Genomic DNA, 23,070 nt, shown 5'->3' with positions numbered 1-23,070 from the left:
TAAATAGGAGAAAAGATGTTAAGAGATATTACATTGGGACAATATTATCATGCAGATTCAGTCATACATCAGCTCGATCCACGAGTGAAGTTGGTGACTACGATGCTGTTTATTATATCCCTGTTTATAGTGAATAATTTTGTTGGATATGCCATTGCGGGAGCATTCCTTATATGTCTTATAAAAGTATCTAAGGTTCCGTTTCGGTTTATTGTCAGAGGAATGAAAGCGATTGTATTTTTGCTCATTTTAGCAGTAGTATTTAATCTTTTTCTAACTCCGGGTGAGGCATTGATTAGCGTCTGGAAGCTGACGATAACGAAGGAAGGCTTACGATTGGCGGTATTTATGGCAATTAGACTGACTTTTTTAATTATCGGTTCATCACTAATGACGCTTACGACCACGCCGAACCAGCTGACAGATGGTATGGAAAAGCTGCTGGCCCCATTAAAGAAACTGCACGTACCGGTGCATGAAATCTCGATGATGATGGCAATTGCGCTTCGGTTCATACCTATTTTATTGGAGGAAACTGATAAGATCATGAAGGCGCAGATTGCCAGAGGTGCAGACTTTGAAAGCGGAAATTTGATTAAAAAGGCAAAAAGTCTCGTCCCGCTTCTCGTACCACTCTTTCTTTCTGCATTCAGGCGTGCTAACGATTTGGCGATGGCAATGGAAGCCAGATGTTACAGAGGAGGGGATAATCGGACGAAGATGAAACCTCTTGTATATAGCAGGCAGGATGCGATAGCGTACGCTGTGGCATGGATATATGTGGCTTTCTGTATTTATTTTGGGAGAATATTTACATTATGAAGCGTGTGATGTTAACGGTTGCTTATGACGGTACCGCATACAGCGGTTTCCAGGTGCAGGATAACGCCAGAACAATTGAAGGAGAGTTGAACAGATGCCTGTCCGAATTATTTGGGGAAGAGGTTAAGGTTATCGGAGCGAGCCGAACGGATGCGGGTGTTCATGCGCTTTGTAACGTAGCCGTGTTCGATACGAATGTCAGAATGCCTGCTGAGAAAATGTCTTATGCCTTAAATCAACGGCTGCCTGAGGATATTCGCATTCGTGAATCCAAAGAAGTGCCGATAGATTTTCATCCCCGCCGACTGGAAAGTCACAAGACGTATGAATATAGAATTATGAATGCCCAGTTCCCCTTGCCGACGAAAAGGCTCTATACTTATTTTACTTATAGGCCTCTGGACATATCCCGGATGCAACGGGCAGCATCTTATCTTATTGGGGAACACGATTTCAAAAGCTTCTGCAGCATAGCTACCCAGGCGGAAACGACGGTAAGAACTATATATTCCCTACAGGTAGAGAAAGAGGATGAGGAAATCATTATCCGCGTGAAAGGCAATGGCTTCCTATATAATATGGTAAGAATTATTGCCGGTACTCTTATGGAGGTCGGAAAAGGAAGATGGGAGCCGGAAGCTATAGCGGATATCCTGTCAGCCAAGGACAGAGAAGCAGCAGGACCGACAGCACCGGCTTGCGGATTGATGCTAACGAAGTACGAGTTCCTAGGATAAGGGGATAAACTTAAAAACAGCAGAAAACAAGAAAAAATTAATAACTATTCAACAGATCTGCGCATTTACTCTGCGCTGACCGTAAGAATATGTGGAATAGTAAGTGAAAATCCCATCACCGAAAGTGATTTTAATAGATTTTCACATGTAACTGTGAAGGTGGGGTACTGAACAGTCACAAAATTTGTTAAAATTAAGGTTGACACACGCGGAAGCGTATAATATAATAATTCAATGTGACAATGGTTCATAATGTAATACCAAAGCCCCGGTAGTGCATTATAAATATATTGATGAGGGAAGCAGCAAAGCATGTTTCCTATGAAAAGAAAGCATGTCAGTGAGCAGCTTAAGATGTGGCCGGACATCCGCATCTGAGTGAGGTTATTGACAGAAACTAGGAAAACATTGTTTGATTAGCGAAATCAAACGGAGAAAATTGAATTAAGGTTGGAGGTAACATAATGAAAACTTTTATGGCTAGTCCGGCTACTATCGAGAGAAAATGGTATGTAGTTGACGCTACTGATATGACACTCGGACGTTTGGCATCTGAAGTTGCTAAAGTATTAAGAGGCAAGAATAAAGCGATTTTTACACCTCATATTGATACAGGTGATTATGTAGTTGTAATTAATGCAGAAAAGATTAAAGTAACCGGCAAGAAAATGGATCAGAAGATTTACTATCACCACTCTGATTATGTAGGCGGTATGAAAGAGACTACATTAAAGGAAATGATGGCTAAAAAGCCTGAAAAAGTTATAGAACTTGCTGTGAAAGGCATGCTTCCGAAGGGACCTTTAGGAAGAGAAATGTACAAAAAACTTCATGTATACGCAGGCGCAGAGCACAAACACATCGCTCAGAAACCTGAAGTATTAACATTTTAATTAAGAGGACTGAAAGGAGAAAATTAAAATGGCTAAGACAGCAAATTGCTATGGAACAGGCAGAAGAAAGAAATCGATTGCAAGAGTATATTTAGTACCCGGCAAAGGTAATATCGTTATAAATAAAAGAGAGATCGATGATTACTTTGGATTAGAGACATTAAAAGTTATCGTTCGTCAGCCCCTTACTGCTACAGATACATTGGACAAATTCGATGTAAAGATTACTGTACGCGGTGGCGGATATACAGGCCAGGCAGGCGCTATCAGACATGGTATTGCAAGAGCATTACTTCAGGCTGATGCTGATTTCAGACCGGTACTTAAAAAAGCAGGATATTTAACAAGAGATCCTCGTATGAAGGAAAGAAAGAAATACGGTCTCAAAGCCGCAAGACGCGCACCCCAGTTTTCAAAACGTTAGGATTATCTGCGGACAAAACGCATATCAGAAAGCCCGGAATGCTTGCATTCAAGGGCTTTTTTATATGCGCTTTTGTCCATAGGAATGCAGAAATGACCGAGGATTTGCAAAGCAAATTCGAGGTTGTTCTGCATCCGCAGATAATCCCATAAGTTTTCAAAGAGATAAGCAGTTATCTGCGAATCAGACGCATATACAAAGCCCCGGAATGCTTGCATTCATGGGGCTTTTTTATATGTGGCTGGTTCATTGGAACGCAAGAATGACCGAGATGAAGCGAAGCGGAATCGAGGTTCCTTCCTGCGTTCGCAGATAACGGAAAGTTATCAAAGAGATGAAGCAAGGCGGAATCGAGGTTCCTTCTTGCGTTCGCAGATAACATTGGATATCATAGATTTTGCAATTACGTCAATTGCTATCGATGAGAGAGTATGTTAGAATTTTAGCATGGAACAATCGTGTTGCAGGGTGTGTTGACCTCATTCTAAAAGAATGGGGGTGATGCTTATGAAAAGTCATTTTGATTTTAAGGATATAATGACCTTTGGTCTATTCCTTTTGGCATTACTTACATTCGTTTTTACGTTTTGTAAGTAGTTCTACATAGCAAAACCGCCCTTGTACTTTGGCGAGTAAGGGCGGTTCTTTAACCAAACTTATGGGTCAACCCCTTGTGGGCGGTTGCTCCTTTTCTATCTATAATATATCATAAGAATTTATTTAATTCAACAGAAATTTGAGTAATAGGTAGTATGGGGGATTACCGGAGTAATCTATGGGTAACTAACAAGTAACTGACAAAAGGTCCTAAAATGCCATAGAATCAGGACTTAAAGTTACCGAAGAGATATAATGGCTTTCGGTATATTCCTTTTAACATTACTTACATTCGTTTTTACGTTTTGTAAGTAGCTATATAGAACCACCACCCTGATACTTTGGAAGGTTTAGGGTGGTAGTTCTACTCATATAATCGGTCAAACCACCTTATGGGAGATTGCTCCTTTAATATCTAAAATATAGCATAAGCGTTCAGAGAGTTCAATGGAAAATACAATGGAAATAAAGATGAGTGTTACTATTATCGGATGAATTCTTTCAAACTGGAAAATGGCATAGAAGAGGAAAGACTTATATTCGTGAAAATAGATAAGACCGCCTCACATTATTTGTAAACTACAAGGCTGTTCTTAAATGAAAATTATTTATATTTACAGCAATAATTTATTGTAATATTATTGAATATAGATTCAATGAATTGATATTTAATAGAAATACATACAGTAATAATGGAGAGATAAAATGGAGACTAGGAAAGAACAAAAAGAGAGGCGAAGGCAAGAAATAATTTATGCGGCGTTAGAATTATTTGTGAGTAAGGGCTATGCTTTAACAAAAGTGTCAGATATTGCAAAACGGGCAAATATGAGTACAGGGTTACTGTTCCATTATTTTGAATCAAAAGAAAAATTGTATGAGGAACTGGTTCGGATTGGGTTGGAAGGAACGAACTATCCTAAAGAACAGAAGTGTGATCATGCAATTGATTTTTTCTCACAATTTACGGCACAGTTATTCGAGTATATGAAACAAAACCCTGTAATGGCAAAACTATTTGTTCTTATGGCAGAAGCACAAAGAAATGAAGGTACACCAATGCATATCAGAGAAATAGCGATGAAAGTAGAAACGATTGAACAGTTTGTCTCTATTATTGAGTGGGGGCAGAAGGAAGGAACGATAAGAGAAGGCGATCCCAGAGTACTTTCTAATGCATTTTGGTGTAGTCTTCAAGGGATTGTTGAGAGGTATGCAGTTAATCAGGAGATTGAGTTGCCTGATGCAGAGTGGATTGTTGATATAGTAAGAAAGAGATGATGGGGATTATGATGAAAAAAGTTGTAATAATAGGTGGCGGAATTGCGGGGATGACAGCAGGAGTAATGTTGCAAAAAGAAGGATATCAGACGGAAATTTTTGAAAAGAATGCAGTAGTAGGCGGACAATGTACGGGATGGAAAAGAGAAGGCTATGTTATTGACAATTGTATTCACTGGTTAACAGGAACTAAAGAGGGGAGTGATCTTCACGAATTATGGAAGGAAATTGGAGCACTAGGTGATAATATAGAGGTACATCAAAAAGAAATGTTTTTTTCATCTAAATTGAATGGGCAGACGCTTACTTATTGGAGAGATGCAGATAGGACAAGAAAGGAAATGTTAGAACTTTCTCCGCAAGATGAAAAAGAAATTCATAAGTTGATAGATCATGTGAAACTTGCTGAGAGTTTGGAGATTCCGGTAGAGAAACCTTTTGATTCCATGAATTTGTTAGAATTTATAAAGCTTGGAATGTCCATGAAGGCAATGGGAAAAGTAATGAAAGAGTACGGAGCTATTGATATCAAGGAGCTTGCTTTTCGTTTTAAGCATCCATTAATTCAACGATCTATTATGGATTATATGCCGCCGGGATATCTGGCATTTGCGTTCCTTGTTTCTTATGCGACGGTGATTGGTGGGAATGGAGATATTCCCAAGGGTGGATCGCTTGAAATGGCGATGCGCATTGCTAATAAGTATAAAGTAAGCGGTGGAGTATTACATACGAATGCAGCTGTAGAACGTATTCTGTTGAATGGAAAAAAAGCAGAAGGGATTTTGCTACAGGATGGAAGAAAAGTCAATGCCGATTATATAGTATGTTCTTGCGATACCGACTATACATTTCGGAAACTATTACCTGGCGCATATGTGCCCAAACGTTTAAAGAAGCAATATGGAGAGCGAAGAAAATATCCGGTAAGCAGTGGATTTCAAATTGCGTATGCCGTTAATGGAGTGTTTTCGGAGCTGACCGGAACAAGATTTTTTTCATGTGATGAGATTGAAGTAGGTAATCATTCAGTGAGAACTATGAGTATTTATTCCTATGACTATGAACCGGATTTTGCACCGGAAGGTAAAATGATCATTCAATCTAATTTTGTTCAGTCAGAAGTAGATTATAAGTATTGGGAGAAGCTTTATTCAAATAAAGAATTGTATGAGCGGAAGAAAAAAGAAATTGCACAACAAGCTATGGAAAGAATAATTGTAGAATATCCTTTTTTAAAGGGGAAAATACATGTACTTGATGTGTGGACACCAATGACATATGTTCGCTATTGTAATTCATATAAAGGAGCTTATATGAGCTTTGTGACAACTAAAGCTGCAAAGAGTATTACAACACCAGGAATTATTAATGGAATAGATAATGTTTTGCTTGCGAGTCAATGGCTCATGGGACCCGGAGGACTTCCGGTAGCAGCTGCAATGGGGAAATTTGCTGCATGGAGAATTATAAAAAAGTCAGACTATTAAATAGATTGAAAATAGTGTGAATATACCCTTAGATTATCAGACAAATAGCGGCATAAACAGATAATGTGTAAATATATCGCAAAATATGTATCTTTAGGCACAATTTCGCTTGTGTATGTAATAGAAAAGCACTATAATACTATCAACATATAATTTTTATGCATTTACAATTATATTTTATACACAGGAGGAAGTAGGGAGGGGTACATATGGAAACAATTAAAGCGAAAAGGAGTTTGGGGCAATTTATTCTCACCATTTTTATTGCAGCCATGGTAATTACGCAAGTTGTTGTGGGGAGCTTAATTGCATTCAGAGTTTCTGACACATTTTCAAAGACAGAAAAGGAATCGGTAAAGAATCTAAACAAACAGATCGGTTTCTCCATCGAGAACTATTTATCCGGCTATGAGGTTGTGATTCGCTCATTGGCTGGACAAAATGCACTAAAAAAAGTTATGGATAATAGCTCACAAGAAGATGTTTTATTACAGGTACTGGAAAGCTATGTAGAAGCAAACCCGAATATCACAGCTATTTATGCAGCGTTGGAGGACGGCCGTGTTCTTATGAGGCCTGCGAGAGATGATTTGGGCGATGTTGATCCCAGGGATAAAGAGTGGTATATCGCAGCAAAAAATGCAGGTGATTTTGTATGGATTGATCCTTATTTCGATACGACAATAAATGAAATGGTAGTTACAGCGGTTCATCCGGTATACAATGCTTCGAATCAATTTATAGGTGTTATTGCTGCAGATATTAATTTGAAAGTGATGAATGCTCAGACTAAGGATATCAAAATTGGGGAAAAAGGATATCCTATGGTTATTGATAAAAATAACATTATTATGACGCATGCAGATGAAAGCAAAGTCGGCACAGAGCTGGTAACACAGGCGATCAAAGATACGATAGCAAATAAGCAGGAAGATTTAGTCTATACATATGAAGAAAACGGTGTTACTAAGACCAAATACGGATCTGTTTATTATATGAACAATATTGATTGGTCTGTTGTATCCACGTTCTATTTGGATGAAATTCAAGCGGAGAGTAATAGAATCATCATACTTTTAGTTGTTGCATCCGCGATTGCAATTGCTGCCGGGTCTGTACTTGTTTTACTATTCACCAAAAGGTTCAATCGGAATATTAAAAAATTGATTGAGTCTATGCAAAGAGCGAGAACCGGTGAATTAGGATTTTTGTCCAAAGTAAAATCAAAGGATGAAATTGGTGTATTGAGTGCTTACTTTGATGAAACCCTTTTGGATTTAAGTAAATTAGTTGGTAATATTCTTAATGCATCTTCACTTTTAACGACTTCTGCTCATAGCTTAGCAGCTACCAGTGAAGAAGTGAGTGCTTCCTTTGATGAGATTACGAAGACGGTGGAAGATATTGCGGTAGGTGCACAAGATCAGGCACAGGATGCCGAAAAAAGCGTGAATATTGGAATGTCTTTATCCGAAAGATTGAATGAATTGAATGATTATACAAACCATATGGTACAATCGGCCAAGGAAACAGCATCTGCTTACTCGGATGGCATTGAGTCTATTAACACATTGCAGAATAGAAACGCAGAGTCTATGACGGCAAATAATAGTATAGAAGAGGTGATTCGCCAATTAAATGACCGTACGATTGAAATTGGCGTTATATTGGATAGTATTTCTAATATTTCAGAACAGACCAATCTGCTAGCTTTGAATGCTTCTATCGAAGCTGCAAGAGCAGGGGAGCATGGAAGAGGTTTCTCGGTGGTAGCAGAAGAAATCAGAAAGCTTGCCGAACAGTCAGCCGCTTCAACGAATGAAGTGAGGGATATCGTTATTAATATTCAAAGTGACAGCGCTAATTCGGTAGAGCGTATGAGTTCCTTAAAGACGATTTCTCAGAAACAAAGTGAAGCAGTTCTTCAGGTAGTGGATTCTTTTGAAGTGATAAAAAGTTCTTATGATATTATTTCGGAAAATATTAGCCAAATCAGTGATTCTGTTCTTAAAGTTAATGAAGATAAAGAGCATATCTTGGAAAGCATTGAAAGTATTTCTGCTGTTTCTGAGGAAACTGCCGCTGCTTCCGAAGAGGTTACAGCTACCATGGACCAGCAGGCATATGCAGTGGAAGAGGTTGCAAAAGCAGCACAAGATTTAAATCAGATTTCCAGCCAGCTTAATCAGGAAATTGAGAAATTTAAAATATAATAGTAATTATATTTCTATGAAGATGTGCGGTCTGGTTTTTGTGAGCCGTAGCATAACTTTCCGGGTAATATTTATTTGTTGTTATTACAGGTTAGAAGAGTCCTATATTTACAGACTTTCTAACCTGTTTTTTGTTTATATTTTGTAGTAGAATAACAGAAGGCAAGGTTATGGTAACGAAGGAAATTACAAAAATGAAAATACTTGTGAGAAAGCAATTCAAATCACTTGAAATATATTATAATTGTAAATGAAAGGAATTGACTTTATATGGAAAAGGAAGATAAAGTAGCGATTATATTTATGAGAATAACTCTGTTTTCAGTGGCTCAGGGCAAGAGAGGGCTGAAAGCTTGATGAACTTTTATAAAGATGATGAGATAAAAGCAATTTTTGATATTTCCGGTGGAGATATTGCAAATGAGATTCTTCCATTCTTGAATTTTCAAACGATTGCAAAATGTAAAAAGAGTTTTTGGGGATATAGTGATTTAACGACTGTTATCAATGCGATTTTTGCTAAAACCGGTAAGAAATCTGTATTATATCAGGTGAGAAATATAATTAGTGCAGATGCCGAAAATCAACTAGCCAACTTTACAAATACTATACTTAACGATCGAATGGATTTATTTTCCTTTAACTATGAACTTGTGCAGAAGGAAGAAGTAAAGGGAGTTGTAGTCGGGGGTAATATAAGATGTCTGCTAAAGCTTGCCGGTACGCAGTTTTGGCCTGATATGAATGGAAAGGTTTTATTACTGGAGGCGCTAGGTGGAGCTATTCCGCAAATGGTTACATATTTAAACCAATTAAAGCAAATTGATGTATTTGATAGAATTAACGGAATTCTTTTAGGGACCTTTTCTAAGATGGAAGAAGAAAGTGGTTCTCAGATGATAATAGATTTAGTAAGGCAATATGTAGGAACAGACCTACCGATTGCTAAAACGAATGAAATCGGTCATGGGGCTAATTCCAAAGGTATTGTAATAGGAGAAGAAATTTATTTAAAGAGAAATAAATGATCTGTATAGATATCGATTGATTTGTTAAAGGAGAGGAATATTCTATGAAATTCTATAGTTACGGGTCAATAGGCCTTCCTGTTATTATGCTTATCCATGGCGGAGGTAACTCAAAATGGATGTTTGAGCGAGCGGCCAAGCTTATGGAAAATGAATATCGTGTCATTGTGCCTGAATTGGACGGGCATGGAGAAGAAAATGCGATTACCTATGAATCGGCCAACGCGGAAGGCGATAAGATAATCGAATATATCGATAAGGAGCTGGGGGGAAGGCTTTTTTGCATTGCAGGGGCCTCTCTTGGGAGCCAGATAGCGATGGAAGTTTTGAGCAGAAGACCATATGTGGCGGAATATGCCTTCTTAGAGAGTGGAATCAGCCGTCCGAAGAAGGTGATGGCAAAGCTAATGGCACAAAAGTGGCTGTTGGCCTTTATGGAGAAAATGTATCGGTGGAAATGGCTCGTGCGGCTGCAGTGTAAATATAGTGGATGGCCTCAAGAACTTGCCTATAAACTAGTAGAGGATGTTATGGAGGTGAGTGTAGAGAGCAACTATAACTTGTATCGGACTTATTTTAATTATAAATTGCCTGAAAGCATATGCAGGACGAATGCAAAGGTTCTTGTCATATATGGTAGTAAAGAGAGCAAAATGATAAAGCAGGATGCTCAATATGCGGCTTCTCGAATAGCAGGCAGCAGTATGGCTGTATTTGAAGGATATGGGCATTGTGGATGCAGTCTGGGGAATCCGGAGAAATATGTGGATACGCTAAAGCAATTTTTGAGATAGAAGATAGGAGATAAAGGAAGACTTATGAATTTTTATTTTGCCCCGATGGAGGGGATTACAGGATACATATATAGAAATGCCTATCAGCAATTTTTTCCTCATATTGATAAATATTTCACTCCATTTCTCTCGCCGAACCAAAATCGTGCTCTAAGTCCGAAAGAAGAGAGAGATATTTTGCCGGAAAACAATAAAGGTATGTATGTAGTGCCTCAGATTCTGACAAATAATGCAGAGCATTTTATTCGGGCTTCGAAAGAGCTTAAAGAGAAATATGGATATGATGAAGTGAATCTAAACCTTGGTTGTCCGTCGGGGACTGTGGTATCAAAAGGAAAAGGTGCAGGATTTCTTGCAAAGAAAGAAGAGCTGGATTGTTTTTTATGCAAAGTATTTGAAGAATTAGATTGTAAAATCTCGATAAAGACAAGAATTGGGAAGGAGAGTACGGAAGAGTTTTATGAATTGATGCAACTTTTCAATCAATATCCATTGCATGAGTTGGTTGTGCACCCCAGGCTTCAGACGGATTATTATAGAAATACACCGAATAAGGAAATGTTTGCATATGCGGTTCGGTCAGCACAAAGCTCCCTCTGTTATAATGGGGATCTTTTTGAAGAACAGGACTACAGGGAATTTTGCCAGGAGTTTCCACAAATAGATACCGTAATGCTGGGGAGGGGATTACTTATCAATCCATCATTGATTCAAAAGATTAAAACAGGAAAGGCGCTTGATAAAAGAGTGTTGAGAGCATTTCATGATAAGTTATATGAGGATTATAAAATAATGCTTTCGGGTGATACCCCCCTTTTATTTAAAATGAAGGAACTGTGGTTTTATATGATTCGTATATTTCGGGACTCCGAAAAGTACATGAAAAAAATAAGAAAGGTCTCTCGGTTGTGCGATTATAAGGTTGTGATAGACGACCTTTTTAGTGAAATAGAATTGATATAATTATAACAACATAAATATACAAAAAATGGCAGGAAATTACATGTACAAATCTTTATGATTTAGATATATTATAGAAGTAATGTAAATCCTCTGTTTGTTTGTAATTATACTAACTAACTTGGGTGGGGGTATGGTTTTTAAAATCGCATTTTCTTTTGAAGGAGGCAGCCACGTAGTCATTGACTATGTGGTTGTTTTCTTTGCTATTTCCCCCAACTTGAGATAAAATAGTGGAAGAAAAGTTCGGGAATATGAGCTTGAACTCAGACAGAAAAGGTGGGGCTTATGAATAACCAATTGACACAAAATGATATTAAAAGGATGGAAGAAGAGATAGAATATCGTAAGATAGTGGTTCGTAAGGAAGCGCTGGAAGCGGTAAAGGAAGCGAGAGCCCATGGGGATCTGAGTGAAAACTTCGAGTATTATGCGGCGAAGCGTGAAAAGAATAAAAATGAGAGCCGCATCCGTTTCTTAGAGCGGATGATCAAGACGGCAGAAATTATTTCCGATGAATCGAAGGTGGATGAAATCGGAGTAAATAATACAGTGGAAGTTATATTTGAAGAGGATGGATCCACAGAAGTTTATAAAATTGTAACTACCGTCAGAGGGAATTCGTTGGAAGGGTTAATTAGTACGGAATCGCCCATAGGAAAGGCGCTTCTTGGGCACAGGGCAGGGGATCGGGTGCATGTGCAGGTAAATGATTCTTTTGGATATGATATTGTGGTGAAAAAGATAGAAAAGACTATAGATGACGGAAGCGATAAGATTAGGAGCTTCTAAAGTAAATAAGCGACATTTTAGGATGGAGGCCCTTCCCTATGATTTTAAGATTCATAGGAGAGGGCCTTTTTATGTAATAGGAAAGTGATTTTCAATTCTCGAGGTGGGAAATAATGCACAAAAATACTTTATATAAAAAGTATAATATGCACAAACATAATAAAATGTGTTGACAAATTCGAGAAAAAATGTATGATAAATATATAAAGAAAACTATTTCGGAAATGTGTTTCTTAAACAAAAATAAAGGAGGGGAGAAAGATTAGGTGAAAAAGAAAATATTGATAATCGGTAGCTTAAATGTAGATATGGTAATTGAGATGAAGAATATGCCGGTTGTAGGAGAAACAGTTCTTGGAACAAAACTTACTTATATCCCTGGAGGTAAAGGAGCCAATCAGGCATGTGCAGCAGCCAAATTGGGAGGAGATGTAGTAATGCTTGGCTGTGTGGGAGAGGATGAATTTGGAGATATTCAGAAAAGTAATCTTTCTGCCTGTGGTGTGGATACAAGGTATTTTAAAAGAAGCAAGAAGAAGGGCACCGGAACGGCCAGCATATATGTGGATGAATGCGGAAATAATAGCATTGTTGTGGTAGCAGGGGCCAATCAGGAATGTGATATTACATATTTACAGGAGTATGATGATGTAATGAAAGCTTGTGATTATGTTATCTTGCAGATGGAAATACCATATGATGCGATCTCATATGCAGTAAAAAGGGCAAAGGAACTGGGCAAGGTGGTGATACTTAACCCTGCACCGGCGCCGGATGAGCTACCGGATGGGATTTTGGAACAGCTTGATTACATAACTCCCAACGAGACAGAATTGATGAAACTGTGCAAAAGAGACGGAGAGACAATAGAAGATTTTACAGAAGGAGCGAAAGTTCTTTTGCAAAAAGGAGTAAAAAATGTACTGGTTACTTTGGGGGAGAGGGGCGCACTTCTTGTAAGCGAAGAAGGTGCCGAGATATTTCCGACCAGAAAGGTGGTTTCCGTAGATACAACGGCAGCAGGTGATTGTTTTAACGGCGCTTTTACGGTAGCACTTGCGGAGGATAAAGGGCCAAGGGAAGCTGTGATATTTGCCAATGCAGCATCCTCTATTGCAGTGACGAGGAATGGAGCACAAACTTCTATTCCGGATAGAGAAGAAGCGGACGAAGTTTTGACTAGTACGGGCGTGTAAAACGCTTGCGGAACTTTGTTTGTATAAAGAAACAGACTAATGGGAGAAGAAAAGAAAGAGAGGTATTGTGTATGAAAAGGTTAACAGCATTGTTAATGGCAGGGGTTATGGTATTTGGCATGACGGCTTGCGGAGCACAGAAAACGGAGCAAAGCAGTGGGGGGCAGACGGCAGCAGAAACTCCGGCTGAGAATAATGCGCCTGCAGAGGATGGAGAAGATTCCGGGAAAAGTGCAATTTTAATTGTCAACGGAAATCTGGGCGATTTAGGGTTCTTTGACTCAGCGAATGCAGGAATGCAGAGATTGAAAAATGAATTGGGACTCAGTGTACAAGTAATAGAAACCGGCGATGAAGAATCCAAATGGGAACCGGCACTAGCCGACGCGGCGGAAGAAGATGTGGATTATGTTATTGCGGTATCCCCTTCCATGGTGGAACCGATGCAGAATATAGCACCGCTTTATCCGGAAAAGAAATTCCTTATGATGGACAATACAGTTGATTTTGCGAGCGGAGATTACAGCAACGTATATTGTGCTACCTTCAAGCAAAATGAAGGTTCCTTCCTGGCAGGAGCGGTTGGGGCAATACTTGCGAAGGATACGGGAATGTTGGGATTTGTAGGTGGTATGGATATTCCTCCTATTAATGACTTTTTAGTTGGCTACATAGAAGGAGCACTTGCAGTAAATCCTGATGTTAAGGTAATTGCAACGTATCCCGGGGATTATTATGATCCTGCAAAAGGAAAAGAGCATGGCATCGTTTTAAGCAATCAGGGTGCAGAAGTTATGTTTGCTGCGGCAGGCCCCACAGGTCTTGGTGTTATTGAAGCAGCGGTAGAAGCGGATAAATATATTATAGGTGTTGACTCCGACCAGTCGGCAGGATATGCTGCAAACGGCGATCAGGAGACAGCAAACCAGATTGTAACCTCTATGATGAAAAATGTAGGTGATGCTATTTTCAGAGCGATTGACCTCGACTTAAAGGGAGAGCTTGCATTGGGACAATCTGAAAGCCTCGGTATCGTGGAAGGTGGTATAGGTCTTGCGAAGAATGAGGTTTATAACAGCACATTGACCGATGAAGAAAAAAAAGCAATTGAAGATATTGAAGTTAGATTAATTTCAGGCGAATTAAAGGTAAGCACAGCAATCGGTATGACAACAGAAGAGCTTGACAAACTAAGAAGCAGCGTTGCACCGTAAAAAGAATTATGATTGTTGAGGGCATCCGCACTTGTTATGCCGGACGCCCTCGCATCATACAAAGAACGCGGGGTATAGGGATGAATGAAAAAGTAATTTTGAAGGTTGAAAACATTTGGAAGGTATATCCGAATGGTATTGTAGCTAATAAAAATGTAAATTTTGAAGTCCATGAAGGTGAAATTCATGCGTTGATTGGAGAAAATGGAGCGGGAAAATCCACTTTGATGAAGATATTGTTCGGTATTGAGACACCGGAAGAGGGTAGGATCATACTGAACGGAGATGAAGTGAAGATAGAAAATTCGAAAAAGGCAATCAGCCTCGGAATCGGTATGGTACATCAGCATTTTATGCTTGTAGATTCATTGACGATTGCAGAGAATATTGTCCTCGGTAATGAACCAAAAAAATACGGCCTGTTCATGAACAAAGCACAGATGATCAAGCAGGCGAAAGAATGCTCGGAAAAATATAACTTTAATATAGATGTCAGCGACAAAATAGAAGATGTCAGCGTAGGAGTAAAGCAGAAGACAGAGATTCTAAAGGCTCTGGTACGCGGAGCAAAAGTTCTGATTTTAGATGAGCCTACGGCGGTTTTGACTCCCCAGGAAACGAAAGAACTTTTTGTAGAGCTGAATACGCTGAAAAAGCAGGGACATACCATTATATTCATTTCCCATAAATTGAATGAAATTATGGAGATATGCGACAGAGTGACCATTATGCGGCATGGAACGACGGTGGATACTTGTTTCATTGAGGATACAAGTCCACAGGATATATCGAATAAAATGGTGGGGAGGGAAATCGTTCTCCATGTGGACAAGAAACCGGCAAAACGCGGAGAGGTATGCTTGGAAGCAAAAGATCTGGTCTATGTTAACGGCATCGGCAAGAAGGCACTCGATGGTGTCAGCTTGAAATTGAGAAAGGGAGAGATATTAAGCGTCGCCGGTGTGGAGGGCAACGGGCAATCTGAGCTGGCAGCAGTTTTGACAGGGATGAAAAAGCCGGTAAGCGGAAGCGTAAAAGTACGCGGAAAAGAAATTGAGGAATTTGAACCTGCCGTATTCCGTGAGAATAAGCTGACTTATATACCGGAGGATCGTATGACTAACGGATGTGCGGCGAAGCTGAGCATCGTAGACAATATGTTTACGGATAAAATAGAAAGCTTCTTGAAAAAGAACGGTATCTTCCTGGATAAAAAGAAAATGAAAGAACAGGCGGAGTTTCTCGTAAAGGATTTTAATATTCTGTGCGGATCTATCCAACATCAGGTACAGATGCTGTCCGGCGGTAATATCCAGAAGGTCGTCGCAGCCAGAGAACTGACACAGGAAGCTGAAATTATCATTGCGGAACAGCCTACCCGAGGTATTGATGCGGGTGCATCGGAGTTAATACGAAGAAAAATCGTGGAGTTTAGAGACAGAGGAGCAGCCATCTTGCTCGTTTCTGCCGATTTAAATGAGGTGCTGGAACTTAGTGACAGCACAGTGGTAATGCATAATGGAAAGATCAATGCTTATTTTCAAGATACATCTAAATTGACGGAAGAAGAGCTCGGCTATTATATGCTGGGTGTAAAGAAACAGACAGAAAAAGAGGTGAGTGCAATATTATGAAGGCAAAAGATAGATCGATGAAAAAAATGACAGTAGAACAATTTAATACATGGTTTGAGATGCTCCGTTTTGCTTTGGCTATTTTTATTGCATTTGCTATTTCTTTTGTTATTATGTCTTTTTCGACAGAAGCTCCGTTTGCGGCAATCGGTAATCTGTTTGTTGGCCCTTTGACCTCTGTAAGGCGGTTCAGTACAGTTTTGGAAACGATGATTCCGCTCACGTTTGCTGGACTTGCGGTAAATGTGATGTTCAAGGCAAATCAGTTTAACTTGTCAGCGGAGGGAGCATTGTTCATGGGTGCTCTTATGTCGGCGATTCTGGCTATCTATATGCCTGGCCCTCCTATTCTGGTGATTATAACAGGTATGGTGGTGGCAGGAATAGCGGGTGCATTGGTTTGTGCGATTCCCGGTATATTAAAAATCAAGTGGAATTGCAGCGAAATGGTAGTATCCCTTATGTTGAACTATGTGATTCTCTATTTGAGCACATATATATTCAATCAGGTGGCAAGAGATCCTGATTCCGCTTATAAGGCTTCTTACAGCTTTAGAGAGGGAGTAAATCTCGGCAATATTATTCCGAGAACCCGACTTCATGCAGGTATATTTATTGTAGCAGTATTCGTCATTCTCACATATATTTTCATGTTTAAAACAAAGTGGGGTTATAAGCTGCGTATGACGGGAAGCAATCTTCACTTTGCTAAATGTGCCGGTATCAGCGTAGCGAGTGTGATTATGAGTTCTCAGCTTATCGGGGGATTTATTGCCGGAGTGGGCGGCAGCACCGAAATGCTTGGCATGTATTCTCGTTTTCAGTGGTCTTCTCTGCCGGGATATGGCTTTGATGGTGTTATCTTGAATATTTTGGCGAAAGAAAATCCGGCTTATATTCCGGTAGCAGCCTTTTTCGTAGCCTATCTAAGAATAGGTGCGGATTATATGTATAAGCAGTCAGATGTCGCGGCGGAGATCGTGGCAATCATTGAAGGTCTGGTTATCGTATTGGTGGCAGCGGCAGCTTTCCTTTCCGGATTCAGACACAAAATGACAACGAAGGTATCCAGAAATCTATTAGAAGCAGGAGGTGCGAAATAATGTCGAGTGTATTAGAAGCTATTTTCAGTACCACCTTTTTGTTTTCTGTAATTCGAGTGGCGACACCGTTGATACTGGCGTCTATGGGGGCGGTTATCACATCGAATGCAGGGATTACCAATATAGGTATCGAAGGAGTCATGCTTGTATCTGCTCTTGTCGGTGTCTTTTCCAGTGCCTTCGGTTTTGGTCCCTGGTTCGGTTTTCTGATGGCTATCCTTACGGGGGTTATCTGTTCTCTGGCTATCGGTTATGTATCCATGAGCTTGAAAGCCGATAGCGTACTTACCTGTATCGCCTTCAATACCATGGCGATTGGAGGAACGGTTTATTTCATGTATGCGGTAGTGAGGGATAAAGGGACGACCATTGCGCTCAATTCAGGAAAGCTTCCTTCTGTGGAAATACCGATTGTCAAAGACATACCGGTTCTGGGTGATGTTCTATCCAATCATAATGTAGTATCCTATATTGCTTTTCTAATGATTATTGCAGTATATATCCTTCTGTATAAGACACCTCTGGGGCTTAGGATACGGTCGGCGGGAAAAGCGCCGGGTGCTTTGTCTTCCGTAGGTGTGAGTCTTTTGAAAACAAGATATATTGCACTTGGAATCAGCGGTATTCTGGGTGGTATGGCAGGTGCATTCATGTCCATGGGATATGTGACATGGTTTTCCAAGAACATGACGGCAGGACGTGGATTTATCGCCTTGGCGGCAGATGCTATGGGGAACTCCACTCCCATAGGAGCGGCATTATCCTCCCTTTTATTCGCAGCGGCGGAAGCACTGTCTTACTCCCTTCAGATTACGATGATTCCACCGGAGTTGGTTCAGATGCTCCCTTATCTCGTAACGATTGTAGGACTCGTGGTATACGCGGCGAGAAGGAGCTCTTTAGATAAGAAAAAACGTGAAAAATTGGCAGAAAAATAGTTAATCAGACTTATGTTATGAACGAAACACATAACTGTGAAGGTACTGAACAGTTACCGAAGCGGAAATATTCAAGAAGGAATAAGGTGATAAAATGAGTAAAAAAATACCTATTATTATAGACTGTGATCCGGGTCACGATGATGCGATGGCAATTTTATGGGCGTTGGCATCGCCGCAGTTAGAAGTACGGGCGGTAACAACGGTGGCTGGGAATCAGACCATTGAAAAGGTAACGGCTAATACCATTAAAGTATTGACGAAAGCACGCAGGCTGGATATTCCTGTGGCTATGGGAGCGAAACAGCCACTTATCAGAAAGCTGGTAGTAGGAGGCGAAGTAGTGCATGGAGAGTCGGGACTGGAAGGACCGATTTTGCCGGAATGCGGATTTGAACCGTCTAAACTGACAGCACTTGAGCTTCTGATTAAGACGATAGAAGAGTCCCCGGAAAAGATAACGCTTGTTCCTATCGGGCCGTTGACAAATATCGCTGCTTTATTCATTTTAAGGCCTGATTTAAAGGAGAAGATAGAACGGTTATCCATCATGGGCGGCGGTGCTTATATGGGTAACTGGACGCCTGCGGCAGAATACAACATATGGGCGGATCCTGAAGCTGCAAAGGTTGTGTTTAATTCCGGGCTTCCTATTATTATGGCTGGGCTGGATGTGACGCATAAAGCTTATATTACGAGAGAAGAGAACGAAGTTCTGCGCGCTCAGGGAAATGAAATTTCTGTTTTTGCGGCAGAATTGATTGATTATTTCAGCCGCTATCATTATGAGGTAGAAGGCTTCCCGGGATGTACGATGCATGACCCTACCGCTGTTGCGGCACTGCTTTATCCGGAGATGTTTACCAGTGTAACTTGTAATGTGGATGTGGAAACGACAGGAGAACTGACAACGGGGATGACCGTAGTGGATACGATAGGATATAAAGAAAAAATATTCGGTGAAAAAGCGGATAAAAATACGACTGTATTGCTTAATGTGGACCGGGAGAAATATGTGAAAGCCTTTTTTGCAGCAATGAAAGCTTTGGATTAATTATTACGCTTTAGATTAAAACTTTTGTGGATGTATGTAAAGGTAGAGAAGTTAAAGAATAAGGAGATAATAATGCTGTGAAAGGAAAAATATTTCAAAAGAAGCTGGTTTTACAGATTTTAGTAGCAATTGTGGGGCTTATGATATGCGGTGTGGGTGTTGGTATATTCCTTTATAGCCAGTTGGGGGTAGATCCTGCCAGCGTATTACAGCTTGGACTTGGCAATGTCTTTCATGTAAGTTATGGGACGGCCTCGGCTCTGAGCAACATAGTGATTTTGTTCATCGTTTTTATAGTGGATAAATCTTATATTAATTTATCATCCCTGCTTGCTATCTTCGGAATCGGCTATACGGCAGATTTTGTCAGCTTTTTGCTGGACTTCTTTATTAAAGGAGAGCCGGGGATCGCAATTAGAATATTGATGATTTTAATAGGCTGTCTTATTATGGCTGTTGGCATTGCCACATATATACGGGCGGGCCTCGGTGTCGGAGCCATTGATATGGTGTCTGAGGTGATCAGTAACAAGCTTAAATTTTCTTACCGCATAGTCAGGGTAGTATGTGATATCACGTTTGTAGTTGTTGGTTACCTACTCGGTGGAATTGTCGGGGTAGGAACAGTAGTGGCGGCTTTTATGACTGGGCCTGCGGTACAGTTTGTCAGACCATACGTATATAAGGTGACGGATAAGGTGTTGAGAGATAGTAGAGGATAGTGTGAAAATAAGATTTTCACACTGTGAAAGGCGGTGTTTGTATGGTGGATGTTATTTTGGATATTGATTCTGTTGGGGACGATATATTGGCAGTTCTCTACGGAGCACTTAGTAAGGATATTAATCTTCTCGGAATCACTGCGGTGAATGGTGCCTGTGGGAGTATTGAGCAGGCGGTAAATGTAGCGCTCAATACGGTAGCTCTTACGGGAAAAGATATTCCGGTTTATGCGGGGGCTGCGAAGATGCTCGCACCTAAGGCGGTGGGAGTGGATGGTGATCCAGTCAACTTCGATGAAGAGCTCAGGTGGAAGTTCGGCGCACGTTTGGACAAGTTCAACGAGACAGCCAAGAAGTCGGAAAAGGAAGCGGAGAAAATAAATGCTGTGGATTATTTGATTCATGCATTTAATGAAAGACCGGGTGAAATTGTACTGGTGACTACCGGACCGGTAACCAATATTGCTCTGGCGTTGCAAAAGGATCCTTCCATAGCGGAGAAAATAAAGGAAGCATATGTTTTGGGTGGTGCCTTTAAAATATCCGGGAATATTACTCCGGTGACGGAATATAATATTTGGGCAGACCCGGAAGCAGCGAAAATTGTACTTAACTCCGATATGAAGATAACTCTCGTTCCGCTGGATGTATGTGAAAATAACCAATTTGCGGATGGGATGATGACAAGAGATCATCTTGCAGAAATGGTATATGAGGGCAAGGGTGCCGTAGTGGACTATATTGCGGACAAGTTTCCTATATATATCGATATCTGGAGAGAGTTCTTTCAGCTTGGAGGCTTCCCTATGGATGACGTAATCACTCTGGCACTGGCAGCGAACCCGGAGCTTTGCGAATATACGGAAGAAGTGTTTGTGGACGTGGAGCTGGAGGGTGAGATAGCCAGAGGACAGACGGTCGCTTATTTTGGCAGACAGATTGTCAGAAATCCGAAAAAGGAGCATAAAAATACGAGAATTGCCAGAAGCATCGATGGAAAGAAATTCATGAACCTCTTTGTGAAAACAATTATCGAACAATAGTTTTACATATCATGAAAAGCATGGGGGAATCTTCATGCTTTTTTCGCATTACGAATATCTGCAAAATGTGATATACTTGTTTAAGTAATTTCTATATTTTACATAGGAAAGGGGAATCCCGTATGAACATTAAAGACATTGCTAAGCTGTGCGGTGTGTCGCCGTCTACCGTATCCAAGATTCTTCATAATAAAGATGAGGATATAAGTGCACTGACGAGAAAAAAGGTTCTGGAAGTCATTAAGGAATACCAATATGTGCCTTATTCCAAGGTCATAAACAGTATGGCCCCTAAAACGAATATAATAGGCGTCCTTTTGTCCGATAGTACCTATGGTGTGCAGGATATATTGTATCGCATAGAAGCTGCCGCCATTGAAAATGGATACAGTATTATGCTATGTAATACGGCAGGTGACAAAGATAAGGAAGAGAAGTATTATCAGATAATGAAGAATAAAGGGGTGGATGGTATTATTTCTGTTTGCCAGGCGGGAGAACTGCCTGAAGATATGAAGATACCTGCCGTACAGATTCTAGATAAAAAGAGTAGAACAGGAAAAAATAAAGCAGCGGATATCTATTTCGATATGCGGGATGTAGGCTATCTTGCGGCTAATTACCTGCTTGAAAAGGGACATAATAAAATTGCATGTCTGCTGGAAGCGGGGGATGAAGAGATAATGGCCGGTTATCTCAAAGCATATAAGGAGAGATTTGTTTCGCCGAATAAGGAATGGATATTTCTTGGAACAGAAGAAGATATTATAAGCATAGGGATATCCAAATGTCTGAATGAGGATATAACGGCTGTAATATGTGCAAATGCGGAGATTGGAAATGTTGTTTACGAGAAAATAAGGGAACGGGGAGATATTGTTCCTGATAAAATATCGGTAATCAGTGTGAGGGACAGCTCTTTTGCAGAAAAGTCATATCCGAAGATGACGGCGGTCCATGTGTCAGCACTAAAAGTTGGCAATGCTGCAGTAAATGCTCTGATTCAGATAATGGAGGGCAGAAAGCCTGTTTATGAATGCAGGGAAAAAATAGAGCCTGATATTTGTGAGAGAAACAGCGTTATGGTTCCCACCGGGCATGAACAGGGAGGGAAGATTGTTGTAGTAGGCAGCATGAATATGGACTGCATGATAAATGTTAGCCATATACCTACCGGAGGAGAAACGGTAAGATCTCGGAATATTATTTCCCTGCCCGGAGGAAAAGGGGCGAATCAGGCGGTAGGAGCGGGCAAGCTGGGAGGGCTCGTTTATATGATAGGAAGGCTTGGAAACGACAGCGACGGGAAAGAGATATATAATAGCCTGGTGAATAGCGGTGTGAAAACGGACGGAGTCGTTTTCGATGATGCTATCCCTACCGGTAAAGCATATATCAATGTTGCAGCTGATGGCGAAAGTACTATTGTAATCTATCCCGGTGCTAATGAAAAGCTTGACCGCAGTCAGGTGCGGCAATATGAACAGCTTCTGGATGATGCGAAGTATTGCTTGCTGACATTGGAGATTTCGGAAGAAACAGTGGAATATACGATACAAAAGTGTAAGAAGAAAAAGGTAAAGGTCATTTTAAAACCTTCCTCTGTGGAGAAAATGAAAGAAAGCCTATTTGAAAATATCGATTATTTTGTTCCCAATGAAAAGGAAGTAAAGCAATTGATTCCGGAAGCAGCAACAATTGAGGAGAAGGCAGATATTCTCGTTAAAAAGGGAGTGAAAAATGTCATTATCACTTTAGGGCACAAAGGTTGTTACTTGAAAAATGATCATTATGAAGGCTATTTCCCGGCAGCAGACTTTCATCCGGTGGATACTACCGGTGCAGCCGATGCCTTTATCAGTGCTCTGGCAGTTTCCCTAAGTGAAGGAAATGGTATCTTACGGGCAATCGGTTTTGCTACTTATGCGGCGGGTATAAGCGTTGCCAGACAAGGAGTACAGCCTGCCATGGTGGATCGGAGAGGACTTTCTTTATATAAAGAAGAAATAGATAGCTTTTGTGGTAAAAATACCTTAAAGAATACAAAATAGCTGAAAAAGTAGAAAAAAATGGATATATAAAGTATAATGAGGAATTAGAAAGGTCGTAATTGGACGTAACGATGAGGTGTATCA

General features: G+C 40.3%; 21 protein-coding genes. All 21 read left to right on the top strand.

Translation table 11 applies throughout. From position 1 onward, the window contains the following. The first annotated feature begins 15 nt into the window (after window positions 1–15). The 21 genes from RBB56_RS05900 (at window position 16) to RBB56_RS05800 (ending at window position 22,986) form a co-directional block, all read left to right on the top strand. Window positions 16–822, top strand: coding sequence for an energy-coupling factor transporter transmembrane component T family protein (locus RBB56_RS05900; protein WP_306721456.1), 807 nt, complete (start codon window positions 16–18; stop codon window positions 820–822). Further along, on the top strand, window positions 819–1,559 hold the full coding sequence (gene truA / locus RBB56_RS05895) for a tRNA pseudouridine(38-40) synthase TruA (RefSeq protein WP_306721455.1): 741 nt from the start codon (window positions 819–821) through the stop codon (window positions 1,557–1,559). Before RBB56_RS05900 ends, truA begins: the two co-directional genes overlap by 4 nt. 464 nt (window positions 1,560–2,023) lie before the next feature. Continuing rightward, entirely contained in the window at window positions 2,024–2,452 is a 429-nt protein-coding gene (gene rplM / locus RBB56_RS05890) for a 50S ribosomal protein L13 (RefSeq protein ID WP_306721454.1), read from the top strand. Window positions 2,453–2,480: 28 nt separating this feature from the next. Beyond that, window positions 2,481–2,876: a 30S ribosomal protein S9 gene (gene rpsI / locus RBB56_RS05885; RefSeq protein WP_306721453.1), complete on the top strand. Its 396-nt coding sequence runs from the start codon at window positions 2,481–2,483 to the stop codon at window positions 2,874–2,876. Window positions 2,877–3,113: 237 nt separating this feature from the next. Continuing rightward, window positions 3,114–3,314, top strand: a complete 201-nt coding sequence (locus RBB56_RS05880; RefSeq protein ID WP_306721452.1) for a hypothetical protein — start codon at window positions 3,114–3,116, stop codon at window positions 3,312–3,314. A gap of 864 nt (window positions 3,315–4,178) precedes the next feature. Then, window positions 4,179–4,754, top strand: coding sequence for a TetR/AcrR family transcriptional regulator (locus tag RBB56_RS05875; RefSeq protein ID WP_306721451.1), 576 nt, complete (start codon window positions 4,179–4,181; stop codon window positions 4,752–4,754). Window positions 4,755–4,762: 8 nt separating this feature from the next. Beyond that, on the top strand, window positions 4,763–6,244 hold the full coding sequence (locus tag RBB56_RS05870) for a phytoene desaturase family protein (RefSeq protein ID WP_306721450.1): 1,482 nt from the start codon (window positions 4,763–4,765) through the stop codon (window positions 6,242–6,244). 209 nt (window positions 6,245–6,453) lie between these two features. Further along, the gene (locus tag RBB56_RS05865) at window positions 6,454–8,457 is read left to right on the top strand and encodes a methyl-accepting chemotaxis protein (RefSeq protein WP_306721449.1); all 2,004 of its coding nucleotides are present in this window, start codon (window positions 6,454–6,456) and stop codon (window positions 8,455–8,457) included. Window positions 8,458–8,813: 356 nt separating this feature from the next. After that, window positions 8,814–9,485, top strand: a complete 672-nt coding sequence (locus tag RBB56_RS05860) for an LD-carboxypeptidase (RefSeq protein ID WP_306721448.1) — start codon at window positions 8,814–8,816, stop codon at window positions 9,483–9,485. Between the two features lie 44 nt (window positions 9,486–9,529). After that, a complete protein-coding gene (locus tag RBB56_RS05855; protein WP_306721447.1) occupies window positions 9,530–10,279 on the top strand; it encodes an alpha/beta fold hydrolase in 750 nt (249 codons plus the stop codon). Window positions 10,280–10,303: 24 nt separating this feature from the next. After that, window positions 10,304–11,242, top strand: coding sequence for a tRNA dihydrouridine synthase (locus RBB56_RS05850; protein WP_306721446.1), 939 nt, complete (start codon window positions 10,304–10,306; stop codon window positions 11,240–11,242). Window positions 11,243–11,527: 285 nt separating this feature from the next. Then, complete coding sequence (locus RBB56_RS05845; protein WP_306721445.1) at window positions 11,528–12,031, top strand: GreA/GreB family elongation factor; 504 nt, start codon at window positions 11,528–11,530, stop codon at window positions 12,029–12,031. Between the two features lie 266 nt (window positions 12,032–12,297). Further along, window positions 12,298–13,227: a ribokinase gene (rbsK, locus tag RBB56_RS05840; protein ID WP_306721444.1), complete on the top strand. Its 930-nt coding sequence runs from the start codon at window positions 12,298–12,300 to the stop codon at window positions 13,225–13,227. A gap of 71 nt (window positions 13,228–13,298) precedes the next feature. Further along, window positions 13,299–14,441 carry a BMP family ABC transporter substrate-binding protein gene (locus RBB56_RS05835; protein ID WP_306721443.1) on the top strand — a complete coding sequence of 381 codons (1,143 nt, stop codon included), beginning with the start codon at window positions 13,299–13,301 and terminating at the stop codon, window positions 14,439–14,441. Between the two features lie 80 nt (window positions 14,442–14,521). After that, window positions 14,522–16,075: an ABC transporter ATP-binding protein gene (locus RBB56_RS05830; protein WP_306721442.1), complete on the top strand. Its 1,554-nt coding sequence runs from the start codon at window positions 14,522–14,524 to the stop codon at window positions 16,073–16,075. Beyond that, window positions 16,072–17,178 (top strand): ABC transporter permease, encoded by a 1,107-nt coding sequence (locus tag RBB56_RS05825; RefSeq protein ID WP_306721441.1) that lies wholly within the window; start codon window positions 16,072–16,074, stop codon window positions 17,176–17,178. Before RBB56_RS05830 ends, RBB56_RS05825 begins: the two co-directional genes overlap by 4 nt. Then, window positions 17,178–18,116: an ABC transporter permease gene (locus RBB56_RS05820; protein WP_306721440.1), complete on the top strand. Its 939-nt coding sequence runs from the start codon at window positions 17,178–17,180 to the stop codon at window positions 18,114–18,116. Before RBB56_RS05825 ends, RBB56_RS05820 begins: the two co-directional genes overlap by 1 nt. A gap of 94 nt (window positions 18,117–18,210) precedes the next feature. Continuing rightward, the gene (locus tag RBB56_RS05815) at window positions 18,211–19,170 is read left to right on the top strand and encodes a nucleoside hydrolase (RefSeq protein ID WP_306721439.1); all 960 of its coding nucleotides are present in this window, start codon (window positions 18,211–18,213) and stop codon (window positions 19,168–19,170) included. 77 nt (window positions 19,171–19,247) lie between these two features. Continuing rightward, the gene (locus tag RBB56_RS05810; RefSeq protein WP_306721438.1) at window positions 19,248–19,892 is read left to right on the top strand and encodes a YczE/YyaS/YitT family protein; all 645 of its coding nucleotides are present in this window, start codon (window positions 19,248–19,250) and stop codon (window positions 19,890–19,892) included. 41 nt (window positions 19,893–19,933) lie between these two features. Further along, the gene (locus RBB56_RS05805) at window positions 19,934–20,935 is read left to right on the top strand and encodes a nucleoside hydrolase (RefSeq protein ID WP_306721437.1); all 1,002 of its coding nucleotides are present in this window, start codon (window positions 19,934–19,936) and stop codon (window positions 20,933–20,935) included. A gap of 122 nt (window positions 20,936–21,057) precedes the next feature. Next, the gene (locus RBB56_RS05800; RefSeq protein ID WP_306721436.1) at window positions 21,058–22,986 is read left to right on the top strand and encodes a PfkB family carbohydrate kinase; all 1,929 of its coding nucleotides are present in this window, start codon (window positions 21,058–21,060) and stop codon (window positions 22,984–22,986) included. Window positions 22,987–23,070: the final 84 nt, after the last annotated feature.

This window comes from Kineothrix sp. MB12-C1 (genome assembly GCF_030863805.1).
Classification (GTDB): Bacteria; Bacillota; Clostridia; order Lachnospirales; family Lachnospiraceae; genus Kineothrix.
Note: the sequence above shows the minus strand (reverse complement) of the source record. Positions and strands in the feature narration are given on the sequence as shown.

Bases quoted from the DNA above. Each gene is read 5' to 3' on its own strand.
- RBB56_RS05900 (WP_306721456.1), top strand. From the start codon at position 16: ATGTTAAGAGATATTACATTGGGACAATATTATCATGCAGATTCAGTC.
- truA (WP_306721455.1), top strand. From the start codon at position 819: ATGAAGCGTGTGATGTTAACGGTTGCTTATGACGGTACCGCATACAGC.
- rplM (WP_306721454.1), top strand. From the start codon at position 2,024: ATGAAAACTTTTATGGCTAGTCCGGCTACTATCGAGAGAAAATGGTAT.
- rpsI (WP_306721453.1), top strand. From the start codon at position 2,481: ATGGCTAAGACAGCAAATTGCTATGGAACAGGCAGAAGAAAGAAATCG.
- RBB56_RS05875 (WP_306721451.1), top strand. From the start codon at position 4,179: ATGGAGACTAGGAAAGAACAAAAAGAGAGGCGAAGGCAAGAAATAATT.
- RBB56_RS05870 (WP_306721450.1), top strand. From the start codon at position 4,763: ATGATGAAAAAAGTTGTAATAATAGGTGGCGGAATTGCGGGGATGACA.
- RBB56_RS05865 (WP_306721449.1), top strand. From the start codon at position 6,454: ATGGAAACAATTAAAGCGAAAAGGAGTTTGGGGCAATTTATTCTCACC.
- RBB56_RS05860 (WP_306721448.1), top strand. From the start codon at position 8,814: ATGAACTTTTATAAAGATGATGAGATAAAAGCAATTTTTGATATTTCC.
- RBB56_RS05855 (WP_306721447.1), top strand. From the start codon at position 9,530: ATGAAATTCTATAGTTACGGGTCAATAGGCCTTCCTGTTATTATGCTT.
- RBB56_RS05850 (WP_306721446.1), top strand. From the start codon at position 10,304: ATGAATTTTTATTTTGCCCCGATGGAGGGGATTACAGGATACATATAT.
- RBB56_RS05845 (WP_306721445.1), top strand. From the start codon at position 11,528: ATGAATAACCAATTGACACAAAATGATATTAAAAGGATGGAAGAAGAG.
- RBB56_RS05835 (WP_306721443.1), top strand. From the start codon at position 13,299: ATGAAAAGGTTAACAGCATTGTTAATGGCAGGGGTTATGGTATTTGGC.
- RBB56_RS05830 (WP_306721442.1), top strand. From the start codon at position 14,522: ATGAATGAAAAAGTAATTTTGAAGGTTGAAAACATTTGGAAGGTATAT.
- RBB56_RS05825 (WP_306721441.1), top strand. From the start codon at position 16,072: ATGAAGGCAAAAGATAGATCGATGAAAAAAATGACAGTAGAACAATTT.
- RBB56_RS05820 (WP_306721440.1), top strand. From the start codon at position 17,178: ATGTCGAGTGTATTAGAAGCTATTTTCAGTACCACCTTTTTGTTTTCT.
- RBB56_RS05815 (WP_306721439.1), top strand. From the start codon at position 18,211: ATGAGTAAAAAAATACCTATTATTATAGACTGTGATCCGGGTCACGAT.
- RBB56_RS05805 (WP_306721437.1), top strand. From the start codon at position 19,934: ATGGTGGATGTTATTTTGGATATTGATTCTGTTGGGGACGATATATTG.
- RBB56_RS05800 (WP_306721436.1), top strand. From the start codon at position 21,058: ATGAACATTAAAGACATTGCTAAGCTGTGCGGTGTGTCGCCGTCTACC.